We start from the raw sequence: 19,562 nt of genomic DNA on the forward strand, positions 1-19,562 counted from the left end.
TATATTATAAAGTTTTTATTGAATTGGACCTTTAGGCGCGAACATATCTTGTAACTCTTCACGACTAAAATGATACTTTTCATTACAGTAATGGCATACAAGTTCTGTTACTTCATCTTCCAAAATGGCCTGTTTATCTTCTTCTCTTAATGTCATAAGTACAGCTCCAAAGCGATCCCGTCCACAACGACATTGGAAGTGAATTGGTTCATTATATACTTCATTCACAGTCAAGCCATCAAGAACGCGTTCCATTAGGCCCTTACCATCTGGATGAGCTTTTAAATATTCTGTAATAGGACCAAGTTCGTTTATATTCTTTTCTACTTGTGCTAATGCTTCGTCTGTAGCATCTGGTAAAGCTTGTACGATAAAGCCACCAGCTACAACTGTATGATAATCTGGGTCTACCAATACACCTAAGCTAATAGTAGAAGGTACTTGTTCAGACGCATATAAATAGTACGCCAAATCCTCTGCTACTTCACCACTTTGAATTGGGCTTGTAGAGGTATAATCTTGTGCTAATTGAGTAAAGCGAGTAACTTGTACTTCACCATTATGACCAACAGCAGCACCTACATCAAGCTTACCAGCTCGTTTTAAAGGTACATCTACATGTGGCTCATCCACATAGCCACGAACCGTATTATCTGCAAAAGCATCTACGTGAACTACGCCTAGAGGACCATCACCTTTAATACGCAAACTTACATTTTCATGATTTTTAAAATCACCAGCTAATAAAATAGCGCCTGTCATAGCGCGACCTAAAGCAGCCGTTGCGACAGGCCATAAATCATGACGTACACGAGCCGTTTCAACTGTATCTGTTGTTACAGCTAAAGACATACGAACCCCTTCTCGGGTCGTAAAACGTTTTATATAATCCATTCTGTCATTCCTTATTTCTAATTAATACATCATATGCACTTATAAGTGCTTATATAGTATATCATGTCATAGAATTACATTTCAAATTATAGAGAATATATGTTCGTCTAGATTGCTTTTAATGTAAAAGAACATATTTTCGATATTATAAAAACACCCAGTACTATAGGATACTGAGTGTTTTTAATAGTCTTCTTAGAATTGATCGATAAGGTTAACCATTTCAATAGCGCCCATAGCACAATCGTAACCTTTATTACCAGCCTTAGTACCAGCACGTTCAATAGCCTGTTCAATATTTTCAGTAGTTACTACACCGAACATAACAGGAATTCCAGTTTCTAAGGAAACATGTGCAATACCTTTCGCTACTTCATTACATACATAGTCATAATGAGTTGTAGCACCACGAATAACAGCACCAACGCAAATAACCGCATCGAAGCGACCAGATGAAGCAGCTTTTTTAGCAATCAATGGAATTTCATAAGCACCTGGTACCCAAATAACAGTAATATCCTCTTCTTTTACATCGTGACGTAATAAGCAATCTTCAGCGCCACCGATTAATTTGGAAGTAATGAACTCATTAAAACGAGAACCGATAATAGCAAATTTTTTACCGCTACCTAGTAAATTACCTTCTTGAACCTTCATTATGTAGACCTCCTATATTCCTATAAAGGAAATTCTTATGTGACGAGCAATTTGTTAAATAGAACTAAATAATTAGTCTTCTAACATATGGCCCATTTTTTCTTCTTTTGTCTTTAAATACCCTGCGTTAAATTTGTTTGCCGCAATAATGAGCGGTACCCGGCTAGTTACATCGATACCCCAATGTTCTAATCCATGACGTTTTTCTGGATTGTTTGTCAACAATCGAATACTCTTAATCCCTAAGAAACGGATAATTTGAGCAGCTAAGGAATATTCGCGCATATCTGCAGGGAAGCCCAATTGCTCATTTGCTTCTACGGTATCTAATCCTTGCTCTTGTAAAGCATAGGCTTTGATTTTATTTGTTAAACCGATACCACGGCCTTCTTGACGCATGTATACTACAACGCCTTTACCTTCTTTTTCGATAGCACGTAACGCATTATCTAATTGTTCGCCGCAGTCACAACGTTTAGAGCCGAACACATCGCCAGTTAAACATTCGGAGTGAATACGTACAAGGACATCGCTACAGTTTTGGACATCACCTTTAACGATAGCTAAATGCTCTTTTTTATCTAATTCATTCTTGAATACAAAGATATTGAAATTACCAAATTTAGTAGGTAATTTAGAACAAGCACCAAGCTCAACCATGTCTTCATGCTGTTTACGGTATTCAATAAGCTCTGCTACAGATGCAATTTTAAGATTATGTTCTTTAGAAAATTTTAATAGATCTGGCAAACGAGCCATATCACCATCGTCTTTTGTGATTTCACAAATAACAGCTGCCTCTTGTAAGCCTGCTAAGCGACAAAGGTCGATAGATGCTTCAGTATGTCCTTGGCGTACTAAAACGCCACCCTCTTTATAGACTAAAGGGAACACATGACCAGGACGACGGAAGTCTTCAGGTTTAGCATTAGGATCTAGTAATTTTTGAATTGTATAAGCACGTTCTGCTGGAGATACGCCTGTTGTAGTATCTACATGGTCAACAGTAACGGTGAAAGCTGTTTCATGATTATCTGTATTTTTAGCAACCATGGCTGGAATACCAAGTTTTTCTAAAGCTTCGCGGCGCATAGGTGTACAAACGATACCGCGCGCGTATTTAACCATAAAATTAATATTTTCTTGGGTAGCAAACTCAGCCGCAATGATAAGATCGCCTTCGTTTTCACGGCTTTCATCATCAACGATAATAACAGGTTTGCCAGCTTTAAGGTCTTCTAAGACCTCTGTAATAGAATGTAATTGTTCGCTCATAGGAACGCTCCTTACTTTATATAAATCCATTCTCTACTAAGAGGGATTGCATAGATTTCTTAGGTTTTTCTTCGGTAGGTTCACTACCGAGATTCATAAAATGACGAATGTATCGACCAGCGATATCCGTTTCTAAATTAACCTCCGTACCAATGTGGGCAGAACCTAAAATAGTTTCGCCCAAGGTGTGAGGAATGATAGATACGGAAAAACTACTGTCCGTTCGTCGCATAATTGTGAGGCTAATGCCATCGATCGTAATGGAACCCTTGTAAATAACGTAATCCATAACAGATTTTTGGGCCTCTACGGTAAAGATAATAGCATTATCCGTTTGTTCGCGATTAATGATGCGGCCCGTCCCATCTACGTGACCAGCCACAATGTGACCACCAAATCTACCATTGGCGAGCATAGCACGCTCTAAGTTGACTGGTTGATGAACTTTTAGATTTGTAAACGTAGTCATCTTGATCGATTCAGGCATAACATCAGCTGTAAATACGCCATTACCAATCGTTGTAGCCGTCAAACATACGCCGTTAACAGCTACGGAGTCACCAATTTTTAAATCGCTAAATATTTTATTCCCTCGAATTGTTATGGCTAAGGATTTAGGGCCCTTTTTAATGCTCTCTACACGGCCAATTTCTTCAACGATTCCCGTGAACATAAGCGCCCCTCCTTCCTTGACGATACGCTTCGATGCGAATGTTATTATCTAATACTTTAGTTTTTGTAAAAGTTAATTGAGGTGAAGCTTCTAAACTTTCAAAGCCACGACCACCTACAGCCGGCGTTGCCTCAGTGCCACCAATAATAGTGTTTCCTATGTAAGTAACAACTTTATCAAAATTCATCGTTTCTACAAAGGAACTAATGATAGCAGAACCACCTTCGACGAGAACTGATGTATAACCAAGTTCTCCAAGTTTAGTTAAAATATCATCGATGGATAATTTTTTAATATCGATAGCAATATCAGTACTTTTACTTTTACGAGCAGAAATAGATTCTACAATCGTAACAATGGCACCTATATTTTCTAAAGCTTGAATTCGATCCTTTGGACAACCTTTAGATACAAAGATGTGAACCTTACGATTTTCTACGTCAAAAACCTGACTATTAGTAGGCGTTCTACCTAGACTATCTAAGATAATTACATCTGGTTGATGAACATGTATGGGCTCGTTAAGTATGCTTGTATCTAATAAAGCCTCTGATAATTCAGCATCAGTTAAACGACAGTTTAATTGAGGATTATCTGCCAAAATTGTACCAATACCGACAAGCATCGCATCATGTGTGGCACGCAGTACATGGCCATCGCGGCGAGAGGACTCATTTGTAATCCATTGGGATTGGCCTGTAAAAGTGGCAATCTTACCATCTAGTGACATAGCACTCTTTATAGTTACAAAGGGTTTACCTGTCTGTATATACGTAAAGAAATGCTCATTGAGTTCAGCACATTCTTCACTACATAGGGGGCACACAACCTCTATGCCTGCTTCACGGAGTAAATCCATGCCCTTTCCAGATACTAGCGGATTAGGATCTGTACTACCTACTACGACTTTAGCTATGCCAGCTTCGATAATACGCAGCGCACAAGGTGGCGTTTTACCATAATGAGAGCATGGCTCTAATGTTACATATAAAGTAGCACCTTTAGCATTATCACCAGCTTGGTTTAAGGCATGAACCTCAGCATGAGCTGTACCAGCTTTATGATGATAACCTTCACCGATTATTGTATTGTCTTTAACCACTACGGCACCAACCAAAGGATTTGGCGAAGTATGCCCTGTGGCTAATTTTGCCAGTGCAATGGCGCGTTTCATATATGCTACGTCATCCACCATATCACCTCAATAAAAAAAGGACTATATACATAGTCCTTGGGTAATCATAAATACGCACGTTAAATGTGCTTCGTCTTTTCTCATCCAGACTATACTGTCGGTATCGGAATTGCACCGATTCATACCCATAAGGTTCGCGGACTATACCGCCGGTAAGGAATTTCACCTGTCCCCAAAGACTCATCTATTTTGTTTCTGAATTAATAGTAACACTTTTATTATGGTTATGCAAGAATCAGAGTTTTGTATTGAGAAAAGATATTAAATATTGAACCTATAATAAAAATACTATTATTATATTTCTATTTTTTTTAGATGGAAAATATGTTAATACAAACAATATAAACATATATAAACTATCTATACATTAAATAGTGATATTTATCACATAATTACATTACAAAGAGGTCTAATATAATATATATATATGGTTTTGATAACCATGCGTAATTGATATTGTTTATTAAATATAGGTGATAATATGGCAAAAAAACGAATTTCTGATGTACTTATAGAAGTCTTAGCCAATGCGGGTATCGATCGCATTTATGGTATCACTGGCGATAGTTTGAATTCTGTAAACGATAGTTTACGTCGCAATGGTAAGATTGCTTTTGAACATGTTAGACATGAAGAAACAGCAGCCTTTGCTGCAGGTGCAGAAGCTTCTTTAACTGGAAAACTTACAGTTTGTGCAGGTAGTTCTGGTCCTGGTAACTTACATTTGATCAACGGTCTCTTTGATTGTCATCGCAATCGTGTTCCAGTATTAGCTATTGCCTCTCACATTCCTCAATCTGAAGTTGGGTTAAATTATTTCCAAGAAACACATCCAGAAAACTTATTCAAAGAATGCTCTTGTTTCTGCGAACTCGTATCCAATCCTAAACAAATGCCTGAAATCCTATTCCGTGCTATGAATGCAGCAGTTGGTAATCAAGATGTTGCTGTTATCGTCCTTCCTGGCGATGTAGCAGTAATGGAAATGGAAATTGATGAATTACCAGTATGGCATCACCCTCGTTTACCTCATATTGTTCCACAACGCGAAGATATCGAAGAAATGGCAGCCCATTTAGAAACAGGTAAACGCATTACCCTCTTCTGTGGTGCAGGCTGTGAAGGTGCTCACGATGAAGTCGTGGAATTAGCAAAACGCTTACAAGCTCCTGTAGTACATGCTTTTAGAGGTAAAGAATGGGTTGAATGGGACAATCCATATGATGTAGGTATGACTGGACTATTAGGATATACATCCGGTTATCGTGCTATTGAGCAATGCGATACACTCGTAATGCTTGGCACAGACTTCCCTTACCGTCCATTCTATCCGGAAAATGCTAAGGTAATTCAAGTGGATAGAGATCCTAGTGCTTTAGGTCGCCGTGTACCTCTTACACAAGGTATTATTGGTACTGTAAAAGATACATTGAAAGACTTGTTACCTCTAGTCGCTCAACGTGGCGATACTGAGTTTATTGATACTGTACGTAAAGCATATGCTAAATTTAGAGGTGATTTAGATAGCTATGCAGTAGCTGAGCCAGATGGTGTGGCTATTCACCCTCAATACTTTGTAAATCGTCTTAATAAATTAGCTGCAGAAGATGCAATCTTTACCTTTGACGTAGGTACACCAGTAATTTGGACTGCACGTCATTTAAAAACAAATGGTAAACGTCGCATCTTAGGTTCTTATAATCACGGCTCTATGGCCAATGCTATGATGCATGCCATCGGTGCCCAAAATGCATGTCCAAATCGTCAAGTCATCTCCCTCTCTGGTGATGGTGGTTTCACAATGATGATGGGTGAAATGTTAACATTAAAACAACTTAACTTACCAGTTAAAATCTTTGTATTCAACAACGAAGAACTTAGCTTCATCGCCATGGAAATGAAAGCTTCTGGCTACCTAGACTATGCTACGGACTTTGTAAACCCAGACTTTGGTAAACTTGCTGAAGCAGCTGGCATCAAAGGTGTAAGCATTACAAACTCTAGCGAAGTAGACGAAAAAATCATGGAAGCTCTCAACCATAATGGTCCTGTTATCGTCAATGTTCGCGTAGACAAACAAGAACTTGCTATGCCTCCTAAAATTGCTTACCAACAAGCTAAAGGCTTCAGCAAATACTTGATCAATGCAATCCTTGATGGCCGTGGTACAGAACTTAAAGAAATGGCCAAAACAAACTGGATGAAATATAAATCTCTGTACTAAGATCTGCCAAATAGGGTTATAGGACAAAAAGTGTTGCTGTTAATGCCGATAGAGCTAGTTAAATACTGGCTCTATCGGCATTTTATCTTTTTGAGTAACTTTTAAATATAGGACAAAAAGTGTTGCTAAAAAGTCTGAACCCCCTTGATTTTACTGGCTCAAATAAGGTTTTATCTTTCTAGAAAGATATATTTTTTAGAAGGAGTATAATTATGAAACTAGTCAGATGCCCTAGTTGTGGTTTCGTTTGTAAGAAAAATGGTAAAACAAATGCGGGTTCTCAACGTTGGTATTGTAATCAATGTTCTTGCTCATTCACAAATAAAGTGAATAAAACTAACAATAATTTACAGATGTTTTTGGATTGGTTATTTGGTAAACACACACAGTTAGATATGGCTGGTGATGGACGTTCATTTCGGAGAAAAACATCACAGTTTTGGGATCTTTGGCCGTTACCACCAAAAGTTGAATCATCAAGTAGCGTAGCATTTGTTGATGGTATTTATTTAGCTAGAAATGCTTGCGTTTTAATCTGTTGTAATGAGACGCATGTCTTAGGATGGTATGTTTGTAGATATGAACACTCTAAGGCTTGGGAGGCTTTATTACGACGTATTTCATCACCTACAGTAGTTGTATCCGATGGTGGTACCGGCTTTCAAAAGGCATTAAAAAAAGTTTGGCCGAAAGCCAAACTACAAAGATGCTTATTTCACGCATTTCAACAAGTAAAACGCTATACAACAATACGTCCTAAAACAATTGCTGGCTGTGAATTATATGGAATTGCAAGGGATTTATTAACGATACACACGCAAGATCATGCCGTGAAGTGGGTACAAAACGTTATGTCATGGAAAGTGCGACATAGAGTATTTCTATCAGAAATGACCGTTGATGAAAATGGTACGATACGACCTAAACACGAACGACTTATAAAAGCAGAAAATTCCTTAGTTAAATTAATCAATAAAAGATGTTTGTTTACTTACTTAGGTACATCGTTAACATGTACCTGTCCAGCTACTAATAATCGTATAGAAGGTGGCGTAAATGCTCAGTTACGCGCTATGTTACGTAATCATAGAGGAATGTCTATTGAAAGACGAATAAAAGCGGTGTTCTGGTGGTGCTATATGCACTCACCGAACCCGCTTTCTAATGCAGAAATACTTAAGGTTATGCCGACCAACAAGAGTATTTCTGATATATATCATACCATACATGAACAGTCTAGGTTAGAAGCCTCTATTCCAACTTGGGGTGATGCTATTGTTTGGAGTGATTTGCATAATTATGATCGCCTATTTACCAATCTTTGGGACTGAAATAGCAACACTTTTTGTCCTATAACCCGCCAAATATTCAAAATCTTTCAAAATAAATAAACTGCAAAACTTTCAAAAAATAGGTGTCATCATTTGATGACACCTATTTTTTTGATTAATTTTAATCATATACTGTTATAAAGCCTTCAGTCCATCCCCTTAAATTAAGAGTGATAGTAGCTATTCCCAAATTCTCTATGCCATATACTTTAAATATATCCCAAGTTTTATACCACTCTAATGCATTCTCAGCATATTTTAAAGTACTAAATAAACCTATGTATCCTGAACATGTATAATAATCATCTATATCATAATCATACCAAACACCATAAACTTTATTGTTTATTATTTCATAACTAACTTCATTACCTATATGAGCACAATCATTTAAATAATGAGTTGTTATCGAAAATGAATCATCAGCCAAATCAGAAAAACCTATCAAATTTTTTGACTCAGTTAATGCCTTTTCTGCTAATGATAATTTAGAAAAAAAGCCTAGGCCAAAATACTCCGTATAAGGTAACTCATTATTCTTTTTATAATGAGCTACAGCTTCATATATTGGAACTCTCATAATTACCCACTCGTTACACAATAAAAACAATATAAATATGACACTATAATAATTTCTATCTATAATAATCGTCCTCGTAGTCATCTTTATACCGTATTGCATCTAGATCTGATGGTGACAATACATTCCCCTCTTGATCAACATATTCCCTAAATTCATTAAAGTATACACCTGGAATATCTGATTCTTCTAACTCAGGAATATCCTCGGGCTCAATATCCCAAAATTCAATCTCTATAGGTTGATTTTGTCGTTCCTTAGTAATATTAGATCCAGTTCCATTATCTTCTGATTTCATTTTCGGTTCTTTAGTAATATCACTATCTGATGAATTAATTCCTAGAAATTTCAATAATCCACTTATCATTACACAACACTCCCTTGTACCAATGATATATCAATTGTATTGTAACAAAATATAGAATCATAACCACCCGTAGAACGGGTGGTTTGCTCTGACCCTATAAGGGTCTTTCTCTAGTGGTGGCCCTCTAAAGAGGGCATTGAATGATCTGACAACCACTCTATTACCACTGGCTGCCCCCTACTCGGGGGCTTTTATTTTGCCTATTTTACTGGCTCACCTGTAAACGGGTCGGTATATTCTTTAAAGTTTAATGTATCTTGCGCTATATCCTCTTGTAGTTGATTGCGAATATACTCTTTTATCGCTCCTTCATATCGTCCTACCGTATCCACATAATATCCTCTACACCAGAAATGTCTATTTCCATACTTATATTTTAAATTTGCGTGTTTATCGAATATCATGAGGCTACTTTTACTTTTTAAATATCCCATAAAACTCGATACGCTTAAATGTGGTGGTATCGTTACTAACATATGAATATGATCCGGACAGCATTCCGCCTCTATAATCTCTACATTTTTTCTCTTACATAAATCTCTTAAAATTTTACCTACATCAGCTTTTATCCGACCATAAATTATTTGTCTTCTATACTTCGGAGCAAAAACAATATGATATTTACATCTCCATTTACTATGTGATAAGCTTTTTACGTCATTCATTGACATTGAACCTCCTATATTTAAATGTTGTGGTTGCCAGACCAACTCCATTTTATCACTAGGAGGTTCTTTCCTTTTCTCTAAGAATTTTTACCGACCCCCAGTTTAACTGGGGGTTTAGTCATGCCTATTCGGCGTACAAAAATAAGCACTATATCCACATTTAGGTATAGTGCTTATTTTGTATTTAGGTTTTATCTTGTATTTTATTATGCCCCAAATAGTGACATTTGTTCGTCTTCAGGTAATTCACCACAGCATTTGAGTTCTTTCATAAGATCAATGATGGTATTAGATACTTTACAACGGCGTTGTAAGTCTTTTAAAGATGTAAACGGACGTTCTTCTCGTTCAGCTACGATAGCATCAGCTACTGTTTCACCAAGGGAATCAATAGCTAAGAATGGCGGCAATAAAGCGCCATCTTTAATGCTAAAACGTCTAGCTTCGGAGTGTTGAATATCTACATTAATAAATCGATAGCCTCGTTGGTACATTTCCATGGATACTTCTAAGGCGCTCATAAGATCCTTATCTTTAGGACTGGCAGCTCGATCAAGAGCCTTAATACGGTTAAACTCAGTCATTTGCGTTTTAAGGTCTCCCGTCATAATGCGCAAATCAAAGGCCTTTGCTCGAATGGAGAAGTATGCTGCATAGAATGCCAATGGATGATATACCTTAAACCAGGCAATACGAAAGGCCATCATTACATAGGCTACCGCATGGGCCCGTGGGAATAGATAGGAAATCTTTTTACAAGATTCAATAAACCACTCAGGAATATTGTTTTCTCTCATTTCTGCTTCGAATTCCGTCGTCGCTTGACCTTGTTTATTCCGTTTTTCGATGCCCTTCCCTTTACGCACATTTTCCATTACAAAGAAACTATGCTTTCGATCCATACCGCGATGAATTAAGAAGTTCATTACGTCATCACGAGTAGAGATGGCTTCGTTCAACTTACAAGTGCCATTCTTGATAAGGTCTTGCGCATTATCGAGCCATACGTTGGTACCATGAGAGAAACCAGAGATACGCACTAAGTCGGAGAATGTTTGAGGACGAGAGTCTTCTAGCATGCCCCGTACAAATTTCGTACCACATTCTGGTACAGCCAAGCTAGCTACTTGGTCTCCTTGTAATTGCTCAGGTGTTAAGCCAATACCCTCTGTAGAGGAGAATAGACTTAAAGTACGAGGATCATCGAACGGAATAGTTTTAGCATCGATACCAGTCAAATCCTCTAGCATACGAATGATAGTAGGATCATCATGGCCTAAAATATCAAGCTTAGTCATACGACCTTCGATAGAGTGATAGTCAAAGTGTGTTGTTAATACGCCACTTTCCTTCTTATTCGCCGGATGTTGTATAGGCGTAAAGTGATGCACATCCATATCGCGAGGACATACCATGATACCACCTGGATGTTGGCCAGTAGTATTCTTTACGTTTGTAAAGCCTTTTGCTAGATGTTCAAAGAAACCACTACGAGCTTGAATATCTCGAATTTCGGCGTACTTTTTAACATAACCAAAGGCCGTTTTATCCGCAATAGTACCGATTGTACCAGCTTTAAATACATTGTCACGACCAAATAGCTCTTCCGTATATTTGTGAGCTTTAGCTTGGTAATCACCAGAGAAATTAAGGTCAATATCTGGAACCTTATCACCTTCGAAACCAAGGAAGATAGCAAACGGAATATCGTGACCATTCGTTTGTAGCGCATGACCGCACTCAGGACAGTCTTTACGAGGCAAGTCAAAGCCACCTGCATATTCGCCCTTTTCAAAGAATTCAGAATGCTTACAATTAGGGCATACATAATGCGGCGGTAAAGGATTTACCTCGGTAATTTCAGACATGGTTGCTGCAAAGGAAGAACCTACAGAACCACGAGAACCTACGAGGTACCCATCATCAAGAGATTTTTTTACCAGTTTATGCGCGATGTAATACAATACACCATAACCATTGGAGATAATACAATCTAGTTCATAATCGAGACGCTCTTGCACTACGCGAGGCAATGGATCACCATAAATGGCTTTCGCATTTCGATAGCACATTTCTGTGAAAGCTTCATCAGCACCTTCAATTTTAGGTGAATAGGTACCATCAGGAACTGGCTTAATATCTTCAATGCTATCATTGATAGCACGAGTGTTGGTAACAACTATTTCATAAGCTTTTTCTTCACTTAAATAAGGGAAGGATTCAAGCATTTCATCAGTTGTACGCAAATGTAAATCCGGTTGTTCATCTGCATCTGGATAACCACAGGCAGTCAACATGATTTCACGGTAAATCTTTTCTTCTGGTGTTAAATAGTGAACGTCACACGTTGCACAAACAGGCTTATGTAATGCTTCCCCTAATTCGATAACCGTTTTGTTCATATCGATAAGGGCTTGCTCATCTGGCATAAGCCCTTTACGAACCAAGAACATATTATTTGTATGTGGCTGAATTTCAAGATAGTCATAGAAAGATGCAATCTCTAATAGTTCTTCCTTTGTAGCGCCGCGAACAATGGATTGCATAAGTTCACCAGCTTCACAAGCAGATCCTATAATAATGCCTTCACGATGTTCTTCAATAACAGAACGAGGCAAACGAGGACGTACCTTATAGTGTTCAATGTGAGAAATAGATATCATCTTATAAAGATTGCGCAAACCTACCATATTTTTAGCTAATAAGATAATATGGTAACGTTTATCTTTTTCCTTTTTCTTCTTCTTATCTACTACAGGCTCTTCATCACGAGCAACAATTTCATCATCGATGAGATAACCTTCTACACCATAGATAACCTTAACGCCCAACTCTTTACCAAGAGCTTGAGCTTCAGGAAAGGCTTGTACAACGCCGTGATCTGTAATAGCTACCGCAGGATGACCCCATTTTTTTACTGTTTTAAATAGGTCTTTAACAGATACAAGGGCATCCTTATCACTCATCTTAGTATGCAAGTGAAGCTCTACACGGGAGTCTGGACGGTTTTCTGTGCGCTCCACACTATTAGTTTCCATAGCTTCAATGCTTCGAATAGATAAGATATAATCCTTATCAAATCGATCATCAAAGCTGACGCTACCTTGTACGCGTACACGTTGTAAACCTTTTAATTGTTTAAGTAGTGCATCCCCTTCTTCAGGGCTATTCGTAAACTTGATGAATTTGATACTATTCGTATCGTCTACAATACTACCGTTAACGATACTTTTACCAGTCTTAGTATCACGTTTATCTAGACCAACAAATACACCTTCAAAAATAACACTAGGCGTATCCAAAGTGCCCATAATTTTAGAGGTAACTCCCTCAATTTTAGGCCCTAAAATCATGCCTTCATCAGTAGGAGCATCCTTCGGGGCACGACGAGGATATTTACTTTCCCCTTCACTACCTTTAGCAGTAGATTTTGTAGTACTTTTATGTGCAAAACCTTTACTTGCTTTAGGTGTACTGCTCACAGATGCGACAGTATCACTATTGCTAGATGCTGCAGCCGTTTGATTAGAACGAGATACAACGACAGGACTATTATTAAAGTAGCCCAGCTCAACAGCCTCTACAAATGGGGCGAAATCATCTTCATCAACATCATCATATTCATCTTCTTGGTCATAACCAGCAAAAGACTTACCTCTAGGCACTTTATTTTTAGCCTCTTCAGCCTCACGTTGCGCTTCTGCCGCTTCAATCCATTCACCAGCACCACAGCCACCACCATAATAATAGGTATCTAAGCCTTCCCCTGTTTCAGTATCTACCTTCCAGGCGAAACAACAAGCTGTATCTGTATTCGTTGGAATATTATCAAAAGAAATATTTTTTTCCTTATACCATGCAGATAATCTTTCACGTAAACTAAGCAATGTAGAAAACGCAGAATCTGCAGCTTGTATCGTCACATGTTGGCTATGACAGTTTACATAGAAGGATGATTTCTTATTCTGTTTTGATACAACACGATAACGTACTTTCATTTTTATCCTTTATACCCACAATAGGTAATACATAAATCTCTAAATCGCCAAATATCGCCCTTACTGCTACGACTATCTAAAATAATCTCATAGAGCCCTTTTAATAAAGCTCGTAAGGCCTTAACTGAAATTCTAGGACTTGCTTCGTAAGCCAACTTAATCGGATATGGTTTAAATGATGAGTCATGATCCTTACATAAGTTTTGTATGGCTTGAACAGACATTCCCGCTTGGCGACATTCACTGACCAGTAGCTGTAAACGTAATTGCCCCTCAATATAGCTCATAGCACGGTCTAATTCTTTATAGCCAAACATAAATGGAAATAGTTCAAGCAATGTATCAATATCTCGTTTCAACAGAGCCTCTTTAAAAGTAAAAATATTTTTAGCTCCATAGTCACTGCCATTTTCTTCAAGGAATTCTTTGGTAATGACTTTTTCCCCTGTAATTTGCAAGAAATAACGGTCAAATTCGGTTCTCATAAAAGAAACTGGTACATCTTGCCACAAATCGATGAGATGAGCTACATATTCCTGTGCATCAGGCGTCATTTTAAAGCCATTAGACGTACAGTACTGACGTATCCACATCACAAGGTCTGCCCCTTCAAGGCGCTTGCATTGATGATTTGGTATTTTATCCAGAATCTCTTTATTCTGTTTAATCCGTTTATCAATCATATCATGATAAATCAACAGAATGGGATTATCCCCATTATATTCCATTATAAGCTCATACAATGGAATCCAAGCATCGCTATTTTTGCCGCTTTTACGAATGATGGGCAAATTAACTAAGCAGAATACCTTTCGATCCCCAAAAAGTGAATCTTCACATAGCTTTTCACTTATCTTCTGTGGTCCAGCTTCATCATCTAATACGGTCACTGGAAGGTCAGGATAGGCACTAAGAAACTTGCGTTTTTCTTCTTCAATTAATTGTGGCTCATCGCCATAGATGAGTTTAATTTCAGCCATACATCCTCCTTTCACAGATACATATCATCGATAAAACTGTACCCCATAATATACATATGTTCTGATGATGGATCCACATCGCGTAAAGCCCCATGTGGACTGCCAAATAGAACTATATTATGCGGCAGTAATCTGCCAATTTCATTCATTGAACTAGATCGACTCGTAATAAATAATGTATTAATCTTATCATTTAATTTTAGATTTTTTTCTCCTCTTTGTCCATTATATACATCGATTTCTTTCATACTATTTTTATATATTGTTTTTGCAGATCCGTTACTATGAAAGTAATCTACCTTAACAACTTTTGGATTCACACCATATGCCCTTATAGCTTGATTAATAAGCCTTTCATTAGGCGTCGTTTTAATATGGTCTGGCGCATCAATTAATAGATGAGCCCCTTCATGATTAGGTTCTATGCAAAGCAATACATTGCATTGCTTCATTGGAATATAATGAACTAATGTTTCCTGATGATGATGCGTAACATAATAAGAAGCACCAAAGGTTAAAATCATTAAAGATAATGATATTACTATATGTACAGTATATCTTTTTCTATGCGTCAAAAAGTACGTAAATAAACCTAATAGCACATAATATATATAAGCACAATAAGGGTGTATCATACCAAGCCAGAGTAGACTATCACTACGCCCTAACACATGATTTAAATATAAGGATATTCGCAGTAGTACATCTACTAAAGACCACATTAACGATATAGGAAGTACGTAACTGACTAAAGTACTTACAAATATTAAAACTATGGATATATCTAATAGGGGCGCCACTATACAGGCTGCTAGCAAACTAGCAATGCTAATATAATGAAAGTAATAGAGCTGTAACGGCAAAATTAATAATTGTGCGGATACACATAATACTAGTGGTGTTTTTATCCATCTTGGTAACCACTGTATCCGCTCATATAAAACCTTTCCCCATATGAGTAAGCCATAAGTTGCTCCAAAGGACAGTTGAAAGCTTACATCAAATAAGGAGAACGGATCATATATGATACATACAATAGCGCATATACATAAGGCTTGTTTGGCCTGGTATAATCGTCCCTTTATATAAGCGATACACATGAGTATACTCATCATCGTAGCACGTACAACAGGTGCATCGCCGCCTACAATACCACAATATATACAAGCAACTATAATACCAAGGATTAAACATGTACGTTTTTTTAATTTAATAAGTCGTCCAAGTCCATACACAAGTGCTAACAGTAAAGCAATATGTGATCCTGAAATGGATAAAATATGGATTAGGCCTGTATAGGAGAAAGCCTTCATTTGGTCTTCTCCGAGTTCACTATAATGACCACCTAAAGCTAACGCTTGAGCTAATACCTTTTGTGGTCCCTCTAGATTGTGACCAATATTGTTATCTATCGATTCCCGTAATACACCAGCAATTAATAGGCCTTTCCTATATAATTTGTCAATAAATGTATCTTTATAGTGAAACCTTTGTAAATCTTTATTGCTAGCAGTGCGATATACACCATCATAGATACGACCTCTAGTATTAGAGCTCATATATCGGCCTCTAAGATTAATACGACCTTCCTCTTCAATGAGAAATAAGGGCTTAGGTGTACCTTCAATAATTGCATATTCTCCTAGTCGTATGGGATAGTTCGTAGTAGATTCCTTTGAGTATACCTGTAAACGGCCCTGTGCTTTAATATAGTCATTTTTTGCAGTATCTTTATAGGGATGTAGACCATGGATTTCAATAGTATATTTGTAATACTCCTGTCCATTTAAATTTACTTTTTCAGAAGCATCTACAACCGTACAAAGGTATTCCCCTTCTTGGTGTAAATAATATGATGTATAACTATTGAAATTTACAATCCGTAAATCAGTTTGATAATACGATAAACCAACTAAAACAAAGACTAAGATGATTAACTTGCTAAGTAAATGCCATCTATCAGGCGATTGTAATGCGTTAAACGATTGTAATGCTTTAAAAATACCCACAACTATAATAGCTAATCCCATAGCAAAGATGTAGCGCATCTGATTAAGTACTGGATAATATTGACCGTATCCTAATATTGTACCCATAATTATAGAACCCAATATAACATGTGCCCATTGACTATGAGTTAACCCCCTAGTGTTCCCATTAACAGCATTTCCATCAAGGAAGAGTCCATCATTCTTGCTATCTTGATGACTAAATTGTAATTTTGTCTTTAATCTTTTTAAATACTCCATCACCAATTCCCTTCACCCCCTTGATTCCTTCAACGGATGTAAAGGGACCTTTCTGTGAGCGATATTCTTCTATTCTTTTAGCCATAGCAGGACCAATGCCTGGAAGAGAATCTAGGTCTTTTGCAGTAGCTGTATTAATATTTATCTTATTACCACGCAATAATGCTTCAGGATTTCCGTGAAAGTTAAATACTACGTGGATATGATCTCCTCCGGTAACTGATTTAGCCATATTAATAGACTCTACATCTGCATACGGTAACAGTCCTCCTGCTAGCTTGATAACATCGCCTACTGTTGCAGAATTTTCAAGCTCATATAGACCAGGTGAAACTACGGCACCCGTAATATAAGCAATCGGTTTATTAGATATGTCTGCTACATTTGATATAGAAGAATTTCCATCTACTCCCCCTTCAACAAGGACAGAATCGCTTTCATCTGTTATAATAGGCCATAGGAAATAAATTCCTACTAAAATACATAGGATTAATATAATTGTCATATACGGCTTCAATTTATATTTCATAGTGCACCTCCTACTGAAGGATTTCCCTATAAAATAGTAAAGTCCTATCGTTGACTCTATTAGTCACATATGCAGGACTTTTATAATTGATGTCGAATAAAAGGAGAATTCATGAATCAAGAAACATTAAAAAAATACGCCCATACATTACTAAAGTACGGCGTAAATTTACAGCAAGATCAAACATTAGTTATTTCAGTTGATGTAGAAAATAAAGACTTTGCAGTAATCGTTACAGAAGAAGCCTATGAACTAGGCGCAAAAGAGGTAGTTCTTAACTGGAGATGTTCCCCTATCGCTCGTCAACGTTTATTACATGCTAAAGAATATGTCTTAGAAAAGCCTGCTAACTGGATTCCTGAATTCTATAAGCAGTACATCGATGATAAAGCAGCATTTTTATCGTTAATCAGTGCTAATCCTAAAGCATTAGAAGGTATTCCAACAGATCGTATTTCCTTACAATCACGCAATTTAAATAAAGCATTATCCTTCTATCATACAGCTATTATGAACTCGTCTGTGACATGGTGTGTTGCATCTGTACCGACCGTTCTCTGGGCAGATTTACTTGGCTATGAAGGTACTGACGAAGAAAAAATCGACCAATTATGGGCAACATTATTAAAACTTTGTCGCATTGAAGGTATCGAACCAAAAGATACATATCGTCATCACATGGCAAAATTGCGTCGCCGCTGTGAAGCATTGAATAAATTAGACTTAAAATCATTGCGCTACACTTGTGAAAACGGCACCGACCTTTTATTAGAATTGCCAGAAGGCCATATCTGGCTAGGTGGTGAAGAATCCTCTAAAGATGGTACTATTTTCAATGCTAATATTCCTACTGAGGAAGTGTTCTCCGCCCCTCAATATAATGGTGTAAATGGCGTTGTGTACAGCACAAAACCATTAATTTATCATGGCAATACGATTTCAGATTTTTCATTCACGTTCAAAGAAGGTAAAATCGTTGAATATACAGCCAAAGAAGGTTATGAAGTTCTAAAAGAATTAGTAGAAACTGATGAAGGGTCCCACTACCTTGGCGAAGTAGCATTAGTGGATCACTTCAGCCCAATTAGCCAATCTAACCAAATCTTCTACGAAACATTGTTTGATGAAAATGCGTCCTGCCATTTAGCCATTGGCGCATCTTATCCTACATGCCTCAAAGACAGCGATGGTTTATCTGAAGAAGAATTAAAGGAACGCGGCCTTAACCACTCCTTAACACATGTGGACTTTATGATTGGTCATGAACGCATGAATATTAAGGGATACACTCGTGACGGTCAAGCTATTGATATTATGATTGACGGTCGTTTACAAGTATAATTGTTAGGCCACAACCTATTATGTAACTAATGGAAAAAAAAACCCCTACCTACTTATAGTAGATAGGGGTTTTCAAGTAGTAACACATGTTACACCGTAATATGCAAAGTACGTCCTGTAGGTTTATATTCAATAATTTCTACACCTGCCGTTTTGAGCATCCGTTTAGATGCCTTAACCTCTTTAGTATCTTTGTAGAGGTCATCTCGATAGATAACAGCCTTAATCCCACTTTGAATAATGGCTTTTGCACATTCATTACATGGGAAAAGGGTTACATAAATCTTAGAGCCCTCTAGAGAGCCTCCTCGATAGTTTAAGATAGCATTGAGTTCGCTATGAACGGTATAGAAATATTTATTATCGTCTGCTGTATCGCGTTCCCATGTGAAATCATCATCACTACAGTTTAAAGGCATGCCATTGTAACCAATGGATAAAATTTTATTGTCATTACTTACAATACAGGCACCAACTTGTGTATTTGGATCTTTAGAACGCTGCGCCGCTAAAATGGCAACGCCCATGAAGTATTCATCCCAAGAAATATAATCGCTACGTTTTGCCATAATTACCTCACTTAAAAATAAGCCCCCTTCTA

16 protein-coding genes and 1 riboswitch are annotated in these 19,562 nt (G+C 37.4%); of the genes, 3 read left to right on the top strand and 13 right to left on the bottom strand.

Going from position 1 to position 19,562, the window contains the following annotated elements:
- Positions 1 to 15: 15 nt before the first annotated feature.
- The 5 genes from hslO to ribD form a co-directional block, all read right to left on the bottom strand.
- Positions 16 to 894 carry an Hsp33 family molecular chaperone HslO gene (hslO, locus tag VCHSUH04_RS05165; protein ID WP_105085640.1) on the bottom strand — a complete coding sequence of 293 codons (879 nt, stop codon included), beginning with the start codon at positions 892 to 894 and terminating at the stop codon, positions 16 to 18.
- Positions 895 to 1,089: 195 nt separating this feature from the next.
- Entirely contained in the window at positions 1,090 to 1,551 is a 462-nt protein-coding gene (gene ribE, locus VCHSUH04_RS05170) for a 6,7-dimethyl-8-ribityllumazine synthase (protein ID WP_105085641.1), read from the bottom strand.
- A 72-nt stretch (positions 1,552 to 1,623) separates the two neighbouring features.
- On the bottom strand, positions 1,624 to 2,826 hold the full coding sequence (locus tag VCHSUH04_RS05175) for a bifunctional 3,4-dihydroxy-2-butanone-4-phosphate synthase/GTP cyclohydrolase II (protein ID WP_105085642.1): 1,203 nt from the start codon (positions 2,824 to 2,826) through the stop codon (positions 1,624 to 1,626).
- 16 nt (positions 2,827 to 2,842) lie between these two features.
- Entirely contained in the window at positions 2,843 to 3,499 is a 657-nt protein-coding gene (locus VCHSUH04_RS05180; protein ID WP_105085643.1) for a riboflavin synthase, read from the bottom strand.
- On the bottom strand, positions 3,480 to 4,694 hold the full coding sequence (ribD, locus tag VCHSUH04_RS05185; RefSeq protein ID WP_105085644.1) for a bifunctional diaminohydroxyphosphoribosylaminopyrimidine deaminase/5-amino-6-(5-phosphoribosylamino)uracil reductase RibD: 1,215 nt from the start codon (positions 4,692 to 4,694) through the stop codon (positions 3,480 to 3,482). Before ribD ends, VCHSUH04_RS05180 begins: the two co-directional genes overlap by 20 nt.
- 68 nt (positions 4,695 to 4,762) lie before the next feature.
- Positions 4,763 to 4,878, bottom strand: a riboswitch (FMN riboswitch).
- Positions 4,879 to 5,175: 297 nt separating this feature from the next.
- Between ribD and poxB the strand changes: the two genes are divergently transcribed.
- Together poxB and VCHSUH04_RS05195 are read left to right on the top strand one after the other, a co-directional pair.
- On the top strand, positions 5,176 to 6,918 hold the full coding sequence (poxB, locus tag VCHSUH04_RS05190; protein WP_105085645.1) for a ubiquinone-dependent pyruvate dehydrogenase: 1,743 nt from the start codon (positions 5,176 to 5,178) through the stop codon (positions 6,916 to 6,918).
- A 212-nt stretch (positions 6,919 to 7,130) separates the two neighbouring features.
- Entirely contained in the window at positions 7,131 to 8,249 is a 1,119-nt protein-coding gene (locus tag VCHSUH04_RS05195; protein WP_105085646.1) for an IS1249 family transposase, read from the top strand.
- 121 nt (positions 8,250 to 8,370) lie between these two features.
- On the opposite strand, the gene VCHSUH04_RS05200 is transcribed toward VCHSUH04_RS05195, so the two are convergent.
- From VCHSUH04_RS05200 to VCHSUH04_RS05230, 7 genes are all read right to left on the bottom strand, one after another.
- Positions 8,371 to 8,829 (bottom strand): hypothetical protein, encoded by a 459-nt coding sequence (locus VCHSUH04_RS05200; protein WP_105085647.1) that lies wholly within the window; start codon positions 8,827 to 8,829, stop codon positions 8,371 to 8,373.
- A 55-nt stretch (positions 8,830 to 8,884) separates the two neighbouring features.
- Positions 8,885 to 9,127, bottom strand: a complete 243-nt coding sequence (locus VCHSUH04_RS05205; protein ID WP_233188277.1) for a hypothetical protein — start codon at positions 9,125 to 9,127, stop codon at positions 8,885 to 8,887.
- A gap of 269 nt (positions 9,128 to 9,396) precedes the next feature.
- Complete coding sequence (tnpA, locus tag VCHSUH04_RS05210) at positions 9,397 to 9,861, bottom strand: IS200/IS605 family transposase (protein ID WP_038125930.1); 465 nt, start codon at positions 9,859 to 9,861, stop codon at positions 9,397 to 9,399.
- 209 nt (positions 9,862 to 10,070) lie between these two features.
- Positions 10,071 to 13,862, bottom strand: coding sequence for a PolC-type DNA polymerase III (locus tag VCHSUH04_RS05215; protein WP_105085648.1), 3,792 nt, complete (start codon positions 13,860 to 13,862; stop codon positions 10,071 to 10,073).
- Between the two features lie 2 nt (positions 13,863 to 13,864).
- Positions 13,865 to 14,842, bottom strand: a complete 978-nt coding sequence (gene holA / locus VCHSUH04_RS05220) for a DNA polymerase III subunit delta (protein WP_105085649.1) — start codon at positions 14,840 to 14,842, stop codon at positions 13,865 to 13,867.
- Between the two features lie 11 nt (positions 14,843 to 14,853).
- Positions 14,854 to 17,091: a ComEC/Rec2 family competence protein gene (locus VCHSUH04_RS05225; RefSeq protein ID WP_369819986.1), complete on the bottom strand. Its 2,238-nt coding sequence runs from the start codon at positions 17,089 to 17,091 to the stop codon at positions 14,854 to 14,856.
- The gene (locus VCHSUH04_RS05230) at positions 17,051 to 17,620 is read right to left on the bottom strand and encodes a helix-hairpin-helix domain-containing protein (RefSeq protein ID WP_105085650.1); all 570 of its coding nucleotides are present in this window, start codon (positions 17,618 to 17,620) and stop codon (positions 17,051 to 17,053) included. The genes VCHSUH04_RS05225 and VCHSUH04_RS05230 overlap by 41 nt, the downstream gene beginning before the upstream one ends.
- Positions 17,621 to 17,731: 111 nt before the next feature.
- On the opposite strand from VCHSUH04_RS05230, the gene VCHSUH04_RS05235 reads away from it, so the two are divergent.
- Positions 17,732 to 18,961: an aminopeptidase gene (locus tag VCHSUH04_RS05235; RefSeq protein WP_105085651.1), complete on the top strand. Its 1,230-nt coding sequence runs from the start codon at positions 17,732 to 17,734 to the stop codon at positions 18,959 to 18,961.
- 89 nt (positions 18,962 to 19,050) lie between these two features.
- On the opposite strand, the gene VCHSUH04_RS05240 is transcribed toward VCHSUH04_RS05235, so the two are convergent.
- Positions 19,051 to 19,530 carry a dCMP deaminase family protein gene (locus VCHSUH04_RS05240; protein WP_009352594.1) on the bottom strand — a complete coding sequence of 160 codons (480 nt, stop codon included), beginning with the start codon at positions 19,528 to 19,530 and terminating at the stop codon, positions 19,051 to 19,053.
- Positions 19,531 to 19,562: the final 32 nt, after the last annotated feature.

The organism is Veillonella sp. T14073-2, from assembly GCF_002959875.1.
GTDB lineage: Bacteria > Bacillota > Negativicutes > Veillonellales > Veillonellaceae > Veillonella > Veillonella infantium.

Coding starts and splice junctions, on each gene's coding strand:
- hslO (WP_105085640.1), bottom strand. CDS start 894: ATGGATTATATAAAACGTTTTACGACCCGAGAAGGGGTTCGTATGTCT.
- ribE (WP_105085641.1), bottom strand. CDS start 1,551: ATGAAGGTTCAAGAAGGTAATTTACTAGGTAGCGGTAAAAAATTTGCT.
- VCHSUH04_RS05175 (WP_105085642.1), bottom strand. CDS start 2,826: ATGAGCGAACAATTACATTCTATTACAGAGGTCTTAGAAGACCTTAAA.
- VCHSUH04_RS05180 (WP_105085643.1), bottom strand. CDS start 3,499: ATGTTCACGGGAATCGTTGAAGAAATTGGCCGTGTAGAGAGCATTAAA.
- ribD (WP_105085644.1), bottom strand. CDS start 4,694: ATGGTGGATGACGTAGCATATATGAAACGCGCCATTGCACTGGCAAAA.
- poxB (WP_105085645.1), top strand. CDS start 5,176: ATGGCAAAAAAACGAATTTCTGATGTACTTATAGAAGTCTTAGCCAAT.
- VCHSUH04_RS05195 (WP_105085646.1), top strand. CDS start 7,131: ATGAAACTAGTCAGATGCCCTAGTTGTGGTTTCGTTTGTAAGAAAAAT.
- VCHSUH04_RS05200 (WP_105085647.1), bottom strand. CDS start 8,829: ATGAGAGTTCCAATATATGAAGCTGTAGCTCATTATAAAAAGAATAAT.
- VCHSUH04_RS05205 (WP_233188277.1), bottom strand. CDS start 9,127: ATGAAATCAGAAGATAATGGAACTGGATCTAATATTACTAAGGAACGA.
- tnpA (WP_038125930.1), bottom strand. CDS start 9,861: ATGAATGACGTAAAAAGCTTATCACATAGTAAATGGAGATGTAAATAT.
- VCHSUH04_RS05215 (WP_105085648.1), bottom strand. CDS start 13,862: ATGAAAGTACGTTATCGTGTTGTATCAAAACAGAATAAGAAATCATCC.
- holA (WP_105085649.1), bottom strand. CDS start 14,842: ATGGCTGAAATTAAACTCATCTATGGCGATGAGCCACAATTAATTGAA.
- VCHSUH04_RS05225 (WP_369819986.1), bottom strand. CDS start 17,091: ATGGAGTATTTAAAAAGATTAAAGACAAAATTACAATTTAGTCATCAA.
- VCHSUH04_RS05230 (WP_105085650.1), bottom strand. CDS start 17,620: ATGAAATATAAATTGAAGCCGTATATGACAATTATATTAATCCTATGT.
- VCHSUH04_RS05235 (WP_105085651.1), top strand. CDS start 17,732: ATGAATCAAGAAACATTAAAAAAATACGCCCATACATTACTAAAGTAC.
- VCHSUH04_RS05240 (WP_009352594.1), bottom strand. CDS start 19,530: ATGGCAAAACGTAGCGATTATATTTCTTGGGATGAATACTTCATGGGC.